This is a genomic window from Demequina globuliformis (genome assembly GCF_000975155.1).
Classification (GTDB): Bacteria; Actinomycetota; Actinomycetes; order Actinomycetales; family Demequinaceae; genus Demequina; species Demequina globuliformis.
The window spans coordinates 113890-126805 of record NZ_BBRG01000003.1; the positions used below are offsets into that span (position 1 = coordinate 113890).

The following is a 12916-nucleotide window of genomic DNA, read 5'->3' on the forward strand; positions in this document are numbered from 1 at the left end:
GCGTGGCGGGCGTGTATCCGCCGCGTGTCTCCCGTGCGCCGCCCCTGAGCGTGGCCTAGCTGGGCTTCTCCGCGCCGCGCCTGGCGTAGTACCACCAGGCCACCACGGTGCCGACGGCGGACAACGCCGTCCACCACCAGAACAGTGTGTAGCTGGGTGTGGAGGCCAGAATGACGGAGAAGAAGAACGGGCCAAAGGCAGCGACCGCGGAGGTCCACCCAATGACGCCGCCGGACTCGACGCGGTTGAAGATGTACGGCATCTGCTTAAACGTGGACGCGTTGCCGATTCCTGAGAAGAAGAAGATCGCGAGCATGCCCCAGAGGAACTTCGGGAAGTCATCGGCAGACTCAGGTGACAGTTGCATGGCGGTGTATGCGCACGAGGCCACGAGCCCTGCGCACGAGAGCACCGTCACTTTGCCGCCGCCAAATTTGTCAGCGACGGGACCAAAGAGCACGCGGGCCGCTGAGCCCACGAGGGCGCCCAAAAACGCGTACTGCAGCGGATCGATTCCCGCGTCCCCGAACACGCCGGTGCCAAACGTCTCATCGATCAACAGGGCGAAGACCGCCGCGAAGCCTGAGAAGGCACCGAAGGTGATGACATACAGGAGCGTCATCATCCACGTGTGCTTGTTCTTAAAGATCACGAACTGGTCGGTGACCTTCGACACCTTCATGGGGATCGAACGCAGGTAGAGCCACGAGATCACGATGCCAATCACGGTGAGCGACGCCCATGCGTAGCTGGCGTTTTGGTACCACACCTCCTCAGTCGCCCCAGTGGCGTCGTCGACCAGCGTCTGCGAGGGACCGATCACTCCCGATGCGAATCCGCCCAGCAGCATGAAGCTCACGATCCAGGGAGTCGCCAACTGCACAATGCTGACCCCGAAGTTACCCACGCCTGCCTGGATGCCGAGCGCTGTTCCGGCCTTCGCCTTGGGAAAGAAGTAGGAGGTAGACGGCATAAAGCCCGCGAAGGCGCCGCCACCAATTCCGGTCGCGAAACTCAGGACGAGCAACACCCAGTAGGGAGTGTCGGGGTTCTGAATGGCCACCGCCCAGCCGATGATCGGGATCAACAAGAGCGCCATGGTGTAGGTGACGAGCTTGCGCGTGCCGAGGACGGGCGGCAGGAACGTCCACACCATCCGCAGGAACCCGCCGGCAAGCCCGGGCATAGCCGTGAGCCAATACAACTGGCTACTTGAGATCTCAAAACCGAGATCGTTGAGCACAGGCGCTATCGCGGAGACCAAGAACCAGACGATGAAGCACAGGATGAGGTCAAAGGTCGTGATGGCGAGCGTGCGCCATGCGCGCCGCTTGTCCCAGGAGGGCCCCTCTGAGTCCCAGTCCTTGAGCCAGTCCTGGCCGGTCCTCGCTGGAACGGCGGCTGCTGCATCAGACATCGGCGTCTGCCTTTCTGTCGTGGCTTGATTCCTAGCGTGGCCCGGTTTCGAGGGATCTGCCACCGGAACGTCGCCACAAGCCCTCCCGGGAGGTGATGCCTGCCGTGGACCCTCCGACACATGTTTTTTACACCTCCGTCAGAGTTCCTTGTAAAAAATGCACGGTCCCACTCCCACGTGCTAGGACAGTGGATATGAGCCCCGACGGCGAGAGCATCGGTCGTGCATTGCGGACAGCGGCGTCCCACAGCAACGCGGCCCCATCACCGGGCATCTCCACGCGCCGCGCCGTCGCGCAGGGCCTGCGCCACCACGACTCCGCTGTCACCGTCACTGAACTCGCACGCCGCCTCGACCTGCATGCGAACACCGTTCGCAATCACCTCGACTCCCTCGCAGACGACGGGCTCGTCGAGCGAAGCCAGCGGCGCAGTGGTCGCCGGGGGCGCCCCTCAACGGTCTACGCGCCGCTGTCGACCGGCTTACTCCCGCTCGAAGAACTGTCTGCCGAACTCACTGCAGCGCTCGACGCGTGCGATGCCTCCGCCATCGCAAAGACCTCCGCGCGCGCATGGAAACCCGCACGTACCCAGGCGGCAGCCGAGCCCGATGAGGCCGTCGACCACGCGGTCGAGGTCCTCCGAGACATCGGTTTCGACGCCAGCCGCAATCGCGTGGGTGACGAGATCACGATGACGAATTGCCCCTACGCAAGCCTCTTTCCGGACCATCCCGAGATCTGCGCGATTCACGCCGAACTGATCCACAACACGCTCAGCGTCAGCGGTCAGCCGGTCTCGGTCAAAGCCGTCGACGTGTGGGTGCGTCCCGGCATGTGCCGCGCCCGCCTGAACAGGGCCGATGTTTCCCCCCGCTTCACCGTTCCCTCCCATCCCGTCAACGACGACACGACCGCACGCGAGGAGCCTTGATGACCACGACAGAACCCACCGATGCCGGCATCGCCGGAAACTTCTTGGTGAGTGCCGGCCGGTTTCTCCACCGCGGCGAGGTCTCCGACGACTTGCGGACGGTCACGCTTGAGGGCGGCCGAGACGCAGACGTCTTCTACCGCGACCGGTGGAGCCACGACAAAATTGTGCGCTCGACGCACGGCGTCAATTGCACCGGCTCCTGTTCGTGGAAGGTGTACGTCAAAGACGGCGTCATCACGTGGGAAACGCAGCAGACCGACTACCCCACGACCGGGCCCGACAGCCCCGAGTACGAACCGCGGGGGTGCCCACGCGGTGCGGCCTTTAGTTGGTACACGTATTCGCCCACCCGGGTGAAGTACCCGTACATCCGGTCGGCCCTCCTGGAGGCCTACCGCGCCAAGAAGGTGGACCACCCCGACCCCGTCGACGCCTGGGCGGCCTTGCAAGACGACGACATCGCACGCCGGGGATATCAGCGTGCGCGCGGCAAGGGCGGCATGGTGCGCGCCTCGTGGAAGGAAGTAAAAGAGATCGCGGCCGCCGCACACGTCCATACGGCCAAGCGACACGGCCCTGACCGCATCTTCGGCTTCTCACCCATCCCTGCAATGTCGATGGCGTCCCACGCCGCGGGAAGTCGCTTCATTTCGCTGATGGGCGGCTCCATGTTGTCGTTCTACGACTGGTACTGCGATCTCCCCATCGCGTCCCCTCAGGTGTTCGGCGACCAGACCGATGTGCCCGAGTCTGCCGACTGGTACAACGCGAGCTACCTGATCATGTGGGGAGCCAACGTCCCCGTGACGCGCACCCCCGACGCGCATTTCATGACCGAGGCGCGCTACCGCGGGCAGAAGGTCGTCACGGTCTCCCCCGACTACGCGGACAACACCAAGTTTGCAGACGAGTGGCTCAATCCCCACCCGGGGACGGATGGCGCCATGGCTATGGCGATGGGCCACGTCATCCTCAAGGAGTTCTTCGTTGAGCGGCAGGTCCCGCGCTTTGTCGACTACGTCAAGCGCTACTCGGACCTGCCCTTTTTGGTGTCGCTGCGTGAACACGACGGTGCGTGGGTTCCAGACAAGTTCGTGACTGCCGCGGACCTCGGGGATACCAGCGAAAACGCAGCCTTCAAAACCGTCCTCATTGACGGGACCACCGGACAACTCACGGTCCCGAACGGCACGCTCGGCGATCGATTTGGGCAGCAGGGCGAGGGCAAGTGGAACCTCGACCTGGAGGGAATCGACCCCGCCCTTTCGCTGTACGGAGCGACCGGCACCGACACCCTTGAGGTCCTCCTCCCGCGCTTCGACGTCAACCAAGACGAGGGCGAGGGCGGGACCGCGCACCGCCGCGGCGTCCCCGCGGGTGCCTTGGACACAGCATCGGGACAGCGGCGTGTCACGACGGTCTACGACCTCATGCTCGCGCAATACGGGGTTGGCAGGGAGGGCCTCCCCGGCGACTGGCCGGAGGGGTACGACGACCCCGCGCCGTACACGCCGGCCTGGCAGGAGGAAGTGACCGGGGTGAAAGCGTCGCTCGTCGAGCGGGTGGGTCGAGAATTCGCGGAAAACGCGGAGCAGTCAGGCGGGCGGTCAATGATCATTCTGGGTGCCGGCACCAATCACTGGTATCACTCGGACGAGACCTATCGCACATTTCTGACCCTTATCACCCTGACCGGCTGCCAAGGTGTGAATGGCGGCGGCTGGGCGCACTACGTTGGCCAAGAGAAGTGCCGACCCGTGACAGGGTGGGCGACGCTCGCCAATGCGCTTGACTGGTCGCGGCCCCCGCGGCACATGATCACGACGGCATGGGCCTACCAGAACACCAACCAGTGGAAGTACGACGCGCTGGGCCCGGAGGCCATTGCCTCCCCCCTGGGCAAGGGGATGTTTAAGGGCAAGTCGATGATCGGCACCCTTGCTCAGTCCGCACGGTCCGGATGGATGCCCTCCTACCCCACGCTCAATGTGAACTCCCTCGACCTCGGGGATGCAATCAAGGCTTCTGGACAAAGTGCCGGCGACTACTTGGGCCCCAAACTCAAGTCTGGAGAGATCGCCTTTGCGGTGGAGGACCCTGATGCCGAGCAGAACTGGCCGCGAGTCCTCACGGTCTGGCGCGCCAATCTGCTGGGTAGCTCTGCGAAGGGAAACGAGTACTTTCTTCGCCACCTTCTAGGAACCGACCACGCCGTCGATGCCGACCACACCGCGCCAGACAAGCGGACCCCAGACGTCGTGTGGCGCGACGATCCTGACGGAGGCAAACTCGACCTCCTCATTGACATCGACTACCGCATGACGAGCACGGGCGTGTTCTCAGACATCGTGCTGCCCGCCGCGACGTGGTACGAGAAGCACGACTTGTCGTCGACCGACATGCACCCGTTCGTCCACGCGTTCACACCTGCCATCGCCCCTCCGTGGGAGACCAAGAGCGACTACGACACTTTCCAAGAACTTGGGCGTGAAGTGAGCCGGCTGGCCGTGGGCCACCTCGACACGCGCACCGACCTCGTGTGTGCGCCTCTCCAGCACGACACGCCGGACGCGATGGCCGTACCCGGCGGCGTGGTGCGGGACTGGAAGGACGAGGGCACCGAGGTGATTCCCGGGGTCACAGCCCCCAAGTTCGTGCTCGTCGAGCGCGACTACACGGCGATCGGGGACAAGATGAGTTCCATCGGCCCCCTCATCGAGAAACTCGGGACCGCGACCAAGGGCGTGAAGTTCAATCAAGCGCCCGAGGTCGAGCTCCTCGGCCGCATCAACGGCGTCATCGCGGACGGACCCATGGCAGGCCGTCCGTCAATCACCACCGCCCAGGAAGCCTGCGAGATGATCCTCGCCTTGTCCGGCACCACCAATGGCCGTGTGGCGGTCGAGGGTTTCCGGGACATGGAAAAGCGCACGGGCCAGCGCCTGGCGGACCTCGCGGAGGACCACGAGGGCAAGCGCATTACGTTCGCCGACACCCAGTCGCGACCGGTGCCTGTCATTACGTCGCCCGAATGGTCCGGCTCCGAACACGGTGGGCGCCGGTACACCGCGTTCGCGATCAACGTTGAGCGACTCAAGCCATGGCATACGCTCACGGGTCGCCAGCAGTTCTTCCTCGATCACGACTGGATCAGCGAGGTGGGAGAACAACTGCCGACCTACCGGCCGCCACTGAACATGGCGCGCATCTCCCAGGATGGACCACAGGCCGACGGCGCGGCAGTGGCGGTGCGGTACCTCACTCCTCACTCGAAGTGGTCCATTCACTCGAACTACCAGGACAACCAGTACATGCTGTCGTTGTCGCGCGGCGGACCCGACGTATGGATGAGTCCGCAAGACGCGGAGGCGATTGGCGTCAAGGACAACGACTGGATCGAGGCCTACAACCGCAACGGCGTGGTTGCGGCACGAGCAGTCGTCTCCCACCGCATGCCCCAGGGCACTGTGTACATGTACCACGCCAAAGATCGCCTGGTCGACGTGCCGCTCACCGAGCGCAGCGGCAAGCGCGGAGGCATCCACAACTCACTCACTCGCCTGATCCTCAAGCCCACGCACCTGATCGGCGGCTACGCGCAGTTCTCCTTCGCCTTCAATTACTACGGGCCCACGGGCAATCAGCGGGACGAAGTAACGCTCATCCGCCGTCGTTCCAACCAGGAGGTGCAGTACCGATGAAGGTCATGGCTCAAGTCGGCATGGTGATGAACCTCGACAAATGCATTGGCTGCCACACCTGCTCCGTCACGTGCAAGCAGGCGTGGACCAATCGTGACGGCGTTGAGTACGTCTGGTTCAACAACGTGGAGACGCGCCCTGGCCTGGGGTACCCACGCGCCTATCAAGATCAAGAAAAGTGGAAGGGCGGCTGGGAGCTCACCAAGCGAGGGAAGCTCAAGCTCAAGCAAGGTGGGCGCATCAAGCGCCTGGCCACCATCTTTTCGAACCCCCTCCTGCCGGAGGTCAAGGACTATTACGAGCCTTGGACGTACGACTACGACACGCTCCTGAACTCTCCCTCGACCGAGCACACTCCCGTCGCGACTCCCCGATCTGCGATCTCCGGCGAATCCATGAAGATCCAGTGGTCGGCGAACTGGGACGACAACCTGGGCGGCGCACCCGAGTACGCCCCGCAAGACCCGGTCGTGAAGAAAATCAAGGACGATGTCACGGACCGCATCAAGTTCGAGTTCGAGCAGGCGTTCATGTTTTACCTCCCGCGTATCTGCGAACACTGCTTGAACCCCTCCTGTGTGTCGTCGTGCCCGTCGGGAGCGATGTACAAGCGGGAGGAAGACGGCATTGTGCTCGTCGACCAAGACGCGTGCCGCGGCTGGCGCCAGTGCGTGACCGGGTGTCCGTACAAGAAGGTCTACTTCAATCACAACACCGGAAAGGCCGAGAAGTGCACCATGTGCTACCCGCGCATCGAGGCCGGCCAGCCAACCGTGTGCTCGGAAACATGCGTGGGGCGCCTTCGGTACCTGGGCCTGTTCCTGTACGACGCTGACAGGGTCACGGCAGCGGCCTCAACGCCAAACGAGCAGGATCTCTATGAGGCCCAGCTGGACCTGATCTTGGACCCCCACGACCCGGCCGTGATCGCACAAGCCCGCAGGGACGGGATCCAAGAGGATTGGCTGGAGGCGGCCAAGAAGTCCCCCGTGTACACGCTCGCGAAGGAGTACCGGGTAGCGCTCCCGTTCCATCCCGAGTACCGCACTATGCCGATGGTCTGGTACATCCCACCGCTCTCGCCGGTCGTTGACGCATTGCGCGAGACGGGCAACGACGCCGAAGACGCCGACAACCTGTTCGGTGCGTTGCGCTCGCTTCGCATCCCCGTCGAGTACCTCGCCGAGCTCTTCACTGCAGGCGATGTCGCGCCCGTCTTGCGCAGCCTCGACACGCTGTCGGCCATGCGCGCCTACATGCGGGACAAGAACATCGGCAACGACACGGATGACACGATTCCGGCGCGGGTGGGGCTGTCGGAGGCCCAGATGCTTGCGCTGTACCGCCTACTCGCGGTCGCGAAGTACGAGGACCGCTACGTGATTCCACCCGCGCACGCCGAGGTCGCTGCTGACCTCGACGAGATGGGCTGCGCGCTGGACGGAGAAGGCGGTCCGGGCCAGTTCGCGGCACCACCTCCGCCGCAGCGCGTGAGTGCCGAGAGTTTCCACATGCTCAAGGCCGTCAGAGACGAGCAGCGGTATGGCGCGGCCGTGACCTCTGCGACGACGGATTTGCCCCACTGGAACGGCAAAGGGGTCGCTCTGGGGATGCCAAAGGTGAGGAAGAGCGATGACTGAGAACATTGCAGCGGCACGGCTCGCAGCAGCGTGGCTCCTGTGCTACCCCGATGACGACCTGTGGGAGCGCCTCGATGAGATCGAGGCCGTGTGCCGCCAGGCGCCCACAGCCGTCAGCGGTCCCTTGCTCACGTTCATCGCGCACCTGCGGGCCGAGGGCCTTGGGCCAGTTCAACGCCACTACGTGTCCACCATCGACACCAAACGCCGCGCGTGCCCGTACCTGAGCTATTGGACCGACGGCGATACCCGCAACCGGGGCTTAGCGTTGCTGCGTTTCAAGCAGGCCTACCTCAGACACGGGTGGGAGCTTGGCCCGGAAGAACTGCCCGATCACCTCGCGGTGGTACTTGAGTTCACCGCACGCGGCGACCAACTGACGGGTGAGGCCCTGCTGGTGGAGCATCGAGTGTCGATCGGCCTGTTCCGCGAGGCACTCGACAAGTACCACTCGCCCTACGCCTCCGTCGTTGATGCCATGCTCGCCACCCTTCCACCCATCACGGACGAGATCCGCGAGCGTATGCAGTCTCTCGCCAGGATGGGCGCTCCTCAAGAGACCGTCGGACTCGACCCGTTCTCGCAGACACTGGCGCTCGAACCGTCTGGAGGCCGCCGATGATTCTCGCCGACGTCGCCGCGACCGAACCGTCTGCGGCCATGGAGATTTTGTGGATCGCTCTGCCCTACGTGGTGATGGCGACCATGATTACGGGCCTGATCTGGCGTTACCGCTACGACAAGTTCGGGTGGACCACTCGGTCAAGCCAGTTGTATGAGAAATCCATTCTGCGCATCGCGTCGCCGCTGTTTCATTACGGCATCCTCGCGGTCATCGCAGGGCATTTCCTTGGCCTCATGATTCCCGAGTCGTGGACCGAGGCGCTCGGGATCTCTGAACACACGTATCACACCCTCACGGTGCCTCTGTCGTTGACCGCGGGCGCATGCACCATCGTGGGCTTCGCCCTCCTGATCTACAGGCGACGCACCGTCACGCGGGTCCTCGAACGCACCTCCACCGGCGACAAGATCATGTACGTGTTCCTGGGTCTTGCCATCGTGCTGGGCGTGTTGGTGTCCTGGTACGCGTCCGGCATCTTTGGCGAGGGCCACAATTACCGCGAAGACGTCGCGGTGTGGTTCCGATCAGTCCTGGTTTTCCAGCCCAATGGGGCCATCATGGCTGCCGCGCCGTTGCCGTTCCAACTGCACGCCATCGCTGGGATGCTGCTGTTCGCGATCTGGCCATTCACGCGTCTGGTCCACGTGTTCTCCGTGCCGCTGCAATACCTTGCGCGTCCATATGTGGTCTATCGCAAGCGCGAACCGCACCCCACAGGATCGCGCGCACCGCGCCGGGGGTGGGAACCATCGCGGCGCGACTGAGCGGCGACGCACTCGCGCCGGGGAGGCGACGGACGATTCCTCTCGCCCCAGTTGGCGCGCGCCCACTACTGTGGCGCCATGGGCTATCCGCGTTCACTCCTTGCTCCCGACGAAGAGGTCGTCGTCGACCGTCATCCTCACTGGAAAGCACTCTTCTGGCCCGTCGTGGTGTCTGTGCTCGCGATCGCCGCCGTGGGCGCGCTGTGGTGGTGGGTCAGCGGCACCGAGTGGAGCGACGGTACTCGCACGTGGATAGGGGTCGTTGCAGGAGTGCTCTGTGCGGCACTAGTGGGGTGGCTCGCCGTCGCTCCGTGGATCCGCTGGCGCACCACGCACTTCGTCATTACCGACCGCCGTGTCATCTTCCGCACGGGCGTCTTCACCAAGACGGGGATCGACATCCCGTTGCAACGCATCAACACCGTGCAGTTCCGCCACGGACTCGTGGATCGCATGTTCCGCACTGGCACGCTCATCATCGAGTCCGCATCAGACGACCCGCTCGAGTTCGACGACATTCCGAACGTCGAGAAGGTCCACTCACTGCTGTACAACGAGGTCTTCGATTCGATCGAGGACGACGGCGACCGGAACCGCTGAGCGCCACTTCACAGGGACGCCGCTGCCGCTGCGAGTTTTGCGCAACACGGCCGGTAGACACCCGTCCTACACTGGCGGCACCGTCGAGGGCAGGAGGGCCGATGCCGGATACACCTCAGTTTGACGTCACGGTGATCACGGTGTCGGACAGGCGCGCGGCTGGCGCCGCGGAGGACACCACCGGACCCATGATCGCGGCGGCGATGAGCGAATGGGCGGCTTCGGTCGCCTCCGTCGTGGTGCCCGACGGCATCGAGTCCGTGCGACGGGCGATCTCCGCTGCGGTGGAGGCAGGTAGCGACGTGGTGATTACGACCGGCGGGACCGGGGTCAGCCCCCGCGACGTCACGCCGGAGGCCACGGCGCCCCTCTTGGCGCAGCTGCTGGACGGCATCCCCGAACTGATCCGGCGCGAGGGCCACTCGCACTCCCCGTACGCGGCCCTCAGCCGCGGACTTGCTGGGGTGACCGCTGCCCCTGAGCGCGCAGTCGTCGTCAATCTTCCCGGCTCGGTCGGTGGCGCACGCGACGGCATGACCGTGCTTGTGCCGCTGCTGCCGCACCTGGTCGCCCAGGTGCGCGGATCGGATCACCAATGAGCGGCCCCACAACGACATGGACGAGCGTGAGCGAGACGCCCCTGAGCCTCGACGCGCACGTGGAGGCGGTGGCCACGCCAGCCGACGGTGCCGTGGCGACGTTCGTGGGCCGCGTGCGCAACCACGATCCCTCGGTCACCGGCGAGGTCACTGCGTTGGACTACAGCGCACACCCCGACGCAGCCACGGTGATTGACACCATTACGCGCCAACTCACCACCGACACTGTGCGGGTCGTGGTGACTCACCGCCTTGGCTTATTGCACGTGGGCGACGTCGCGATCATCGCCGCCGCCGCAGCGCCTCACCGTGCCGAGGCCTTCGAGGCGTGCCGCGACGTGGTCGAGCGAGTCAAAGCGGAAGCCCCCATCTGGAAGCGCGAATTCCTCGCGGACGGCTCCCACACGTGGGTAGGACTGACATGACACATCCCGGCCTCACCGACCGCTTTGGGCGCGTCCACCGTGACCTGCGTATCTCGCTCACCGACCGGTGTTCGTTGCGGTGCACCTATTGCATGCCGGCGGAGGGCGTCCCGTGGCTCCAGCGCGACACCATGTTGTCCACCGATGAGATTGTCCGCGTCGCACGCGTCGCGGTCGAGATGGGAATCACCGAGATTCGCCTGACAGGCGGCGAGCCCCTGCTCAGGGCCGATGTCGTGGATGTCGTCGACAGGCTCGCGCACCTGGAGGGACCGCTGGGTCGCCCGGAAGTGTCGCTGACGACGAACGCTCTGCGGCTTCCTGCCCTCGCGGACGCTTTGCACGACGCGGGCCTGGCACGCGTCAACATCTCGCTAGATACGCTGCGCCGCGATCGCTTTCACGCACTCACCCGGCGCGACAAGCTGACCGAGACACTTGCCGGCATTGCCGCGGCCGACGCCGCCGGCCTGGCGCCAGTGAAGATCAATGCGGTCGCCATGCGAGGCGTCAACGACGACGAGGTCGTTGACCTCACCCAGTTCTGCGTCGACCGCGGGTACCAGATGCGGTTCATTGAGCAAATGCCGCTGGACGCCGGGCACACGTGGGATCGGCACCAGATGGTGACGGGCGAGGAGATCCTCGCGCAATTGCGCCGGCGATGGCGGCTCACGGAGCGTGGGGACCGCGGCGCAGCCCCGGCCCAGGTGTGGGACATTGACGACGGACCCTCCTCGGTGGGCGTCATCGCTTCCGTGACCGCACCCTTTTGTGGCACATGTGACCGCGTGCGCCTCACCGCCGACGGCCAGCTTCGCGCCTGTCTCTTTGCCCGCCAAGAGTCTGACATTCGCGCGCTTGTGCGCGGTGACGCCGACGACGAGGCGATCGCGGCGGCGGTGGCGGCATGCCTGCAACTCAAACGCCCGGGGCATGACATTGACGATCCCGGCTTTTTGCAGCCCGACCGCCCCATGAGCGCAATCGGAGGATAGCCTCGCCCTCGCCGCACATGCGGCGATATGCTTGCGTACATGCCGCATTTGAGAGTATCCGAAGCCGCTCGGCTCCTCGGAGTTTCCGATGACACGGTCCGGCGGTGGATCGACTCCACAGCGGTGCCCACGACCAAGGACGCCGCGGGCAGACTGGTAATCGACGGCGTCGACGTCGCGAGGTACGCCACTCAACGGGCCAACGCCACCTCCACCGAGGCTCCTGTAGCACGGTCCGCGCGCAATCAATTCGAAGGACTCGTGACGGCAGTCACGATGGACCGGGTCATGGCGCAGGTCGAACTGCAATGCGGGCCTCACCGGGTGGTCTCCCTCATGAGCGCGGAGGCCGTGCGAGACCTGGGGCTCCAACCAGGAACGGTGGCGACGGCCGTCGTCAAGGCCACCACCGTGATTGTCGAACGCGAGCGGGACCGCGGGTGACGACCGGGCGTGCGATGGGCGCCTGGGCGGCGACGGCAGCGATAGCAGCGACCATGGCGGCGGGATGCACTCCAGGCACGTCGGATGTCCTCACCGTGCACACCGCGGCTTCTCTCGCTCACGCCTTCGAGGACATCGCCGTGGATTTTGAGGCAGGTCACCCTGGAGTCGACGTCCGGCTCGCTACCGGAGGATCGTCATCGCTCGCCACTCAGTTGCTTGAGGGTGCACCGGCAGACGTCTTTGCCTCCGCCAGCCATGATCAGATGGCGCGCGTGGTGGACGCCGGCCTCGCGAACGCACCCATCGATTTCGCCACCAACACCCTCGCCATCGCCGTGGCTCCAGGAAACCCCAGGGGCATCACGGACATCAGCGACCTCGCAGATCGCGACCTCACGCTGGTCACGTGCGCCACGCCGGTCCCGTGTGGGGTGCTCGCCCGCGATGCCGCCGCGATCGCGGCTGTAGACCTCAGCCCCGCGAGCGAGGAACTCGCCGTCACCGACGTGGTCACCAAGGTCACCACCGGACAAGCGGACGCCGGAATTGTCTACACGACTGACGTCGCCGACCGCGCCGACCTCGATGCTGTGGCACTGTCAACCGACCCCGACGTGGTGGCTGCGGCCACGACCACCTACCCGATCTCCGCGCTGACCTCCGCGAACGATCCCGACCTCGCCGCTCAATTCGTCGCGCACGTCACCTCCCCAAGCGGCCTCGCGACCCTCGCCAGCTACGGGTTTGGCACACCATGATGCGCCT

The 12916-nt window shown here is 64.9% G+C and carries 12 protein-coding genes; 11 read left to right on the plus strand and 1 reads right to left on the minus strand.

Annotation, left to right across the window (positions count from 1 at the left end; all coding sequences use genetic code 11):
- Positions 1-55: 55 nt before the first annotated feature.
- Entirely contained in the window at positions 56-1417 is a 1362-nt protein-coding gene (locus AOP75_RS10560) for an MFS transporter (protein WP_062079048.1), read from the minus strand.
- Between the two features lie 194 nt (positions 1418-1611).
- Between AOP75_RS10560 and AOP75_RS10565 the strand changes: the two genes are divergently transcribed.
- The 11 genes from AOP75_RS10565 (at position 1612) to modA (ending at position 12909) form a co-directional block, all read left to right on the plus strand.
- Positions 1612-2349 carry a helix-turn-helix transcriptional regulator gene (locus tag AOP75_RS10565; RefSeq protein ID WP_062079049.1) on the plus strand — a complete coding sequence of 246 codons (738 nt, stop codon included), beginning with the start codon at positions 1612-1614 and terminating at the stop codon, positions 2347-2349.
- On the plus strand, positions 2349-6053 hold the full coding sequence (locus AOP75_RS10570) for a nitrate reductase subunit alpha (RefSeq protein WP_062079050.1): 3705 nt from the start codon (positions 2349-2351) through the stop codon (positions 6051-6053). Before AOP75_RS10565 ends, AOP75_RS10570 begins: the two co-directional genes overlap by 1 nt.
- Complete coding sequence (gene narH / locus AOP75_RS10575; protein WP_062079051.1) at positions 6050-7693, plus strand: nitrate reductase subunit beta; 1644 nt, start codon at positions 6050-6052, stop codon at positions 7691-7693. The genes AOP75_RS10570 and narH overlap by 4 nt, the downstream gene beginning before the upstream one ends.
- Entirely contained in the window at positions 7686-8315 is a 630-nt protein-coding gene (narJ, locus tag AOP75_RS10580) for a nitrate reductase molybdenum cofactor assembly chaperone (protein WP_062079052.1), read from the plus strand. Before narH ends, narJ begins: the two co-directional genes overlap by 8 nt.
- Complete coding sequence (narI, locus tag AOP75_RS10585; protein WP_062079053.1) at positions 8312-9082, plus strand: respiratory nitrate reductase subunit gamma; 771 nt, start codon at positions 8312-8314, stop codon at positions 9080-9082. Before narJ ends, narI begins: the two co-directional genes overlap by 4 nt.
- Before the next feature lie 78 nt (positions 9083-9160).
- Complete coding sequence (locus AOP75_RS10590; protein WP_062079054.1) at positions 9161-9682, plus strand: PH domain-containing protein; 522 nt, start codon at positions 9161-9163, stop codon at positions 9680-9682.
- A 101-nt stretch (positions 9683-9783) separates the two neighbouring features.
- Positions 9784-10281, plus strand: a complete 498-nt coding sequence (locus tag AOP75_RS10595; protein ID WP_062079055.1) for a MogA/MoaB family molybdenum cofactor biosynthesis protein — start codon at positions 9784-9786, stop codon at positions 10279-10281.
- 26 nt (positions 10282-10307) lie between these two features.
- Positions 10308-10706 carry a molybdenum cofactor biosynthesis protein MoaE gene (locus AOP75_RS10600; protein ID WP_236683149.1) on the plus strand — a complete coding sequence of 133 codons (399 nt, stop codon included), beginning with the start codon at positions 10308-10310 and terminating at the stop codon, positions 10704-10706.
- Positions 10703-11704: a GTP 3',8-cyclase MoaA gene (moaA, locus tag AOP75_RS10605; protein ID WP_062079057.1), complete on the plus strand. Its 1002-nt coding sequence runs from the start codon at positions 10703-10705 to the stop codon at positions 11702-11704. The genes AOP75_RS10600 and moaA overlap by 4 nt, the downstream gene beginning before the upstream one ends.
- Positions 11705-11743: 39 nt before the next feature.
- Positions 11744-12148 (plus strand): TOBE domain-containing protein, encoded by a 405-nt coding sequence (locus AOP75_RS10610; RefSeq protein WP_062079169.1) that lies wholly within the window; start codon positions 11744-11746, stop codon positions 12146-12148.
- Positions 12145-12909 carry a molybdate ABC transporter substrate-binding protein gene (gene modA / locus AOP75_RS10615; protein WP_236683150.1) on the plus strand — a complete coding sequence of 255 codons (765 nt, stop codon included), beginning with the start codon at positions 12145-12147 and terminating at the stop codon, positions 12907-12909. The genes AOP75_RS10610 and modA overlap by 4 nt, the downstream gene beginning before the upstream one ends.
- Positions 12910-12916 lie beyond the last annotated feature (7 nt).

Excerpts from the sequence above, each read along its gene's own strand:
- AOP75_RS10560 (WP_062079048.1), bottom strand. The coding sequence starts at position 1,417 with ATGTCTGATGCAGCAGCCGCCGTTCCAGCGAGGACCGGCCAGGACTGG.
- AOP75_RS10565 (WP_062079049.1), top strand. The coding sequence starts at position 1,612 with ATGAGCCCCGACGGCGAGAGCATCGGTCGTGCATTGCGGACAGCGGCG.
- AOP75_RS10570 (WP_062079050.1), top strand. The coding sequence starts at position 2,349 with ATGACCACGACAGAACCCACCGATGCCGGCATCGCCGGAAACTTCTTG.
- narH (WP_062079051.1), top strand. The coding sequence starts at position 6,050 with ATGAAGGTCATGGCTCAAGTCGGCATGGTGATGAACCTCGACAAATGC.
- narJ (WP_062079052.1), top strand. The coding sequence starts at position 7,686 with ATGACTGAGAACATTGCAGCGGCACGGCTCGCAGCAGCGTGGCTCCTG.
- narI (WP_062079053.1), top strand. The coding sequence starts at position 8,312 with ATGATTCTCGCCGACGTCGCCGCGACCGAACCGTCTGCGGCCATGGAG.
- AOP75_RS10590 (WP_062079054.1), top strand. The coding sequence starts at position 9,161 with ATGGGCTATCCGCGTTCACTCCTTGCTCCCGACGAAGAGGTCGTCGTC.
- AOP75_RS10595 (WP_062079055.1), top strand. The coding sequence starts at position 9,784 with ATGCCGGATACACCTCAGTTTGACGTCACGGTGATCACGGTGTCGGAC.
- moaA (WP_062079057.1), top strand. The coding sequence starts at position 10,703 with ATGACACATCCCGGCCTCACCGACCGCTTTGGGCGCGTCCACCGTGAC.
- AOP75_RS10610 (WP_062079169.1), top strand. The coding sequence starts at position 11,744 with ATGCCGCATTTGAGAGTATCCGAAGCCGCTCGGCTCCTCGGAGTTTCC.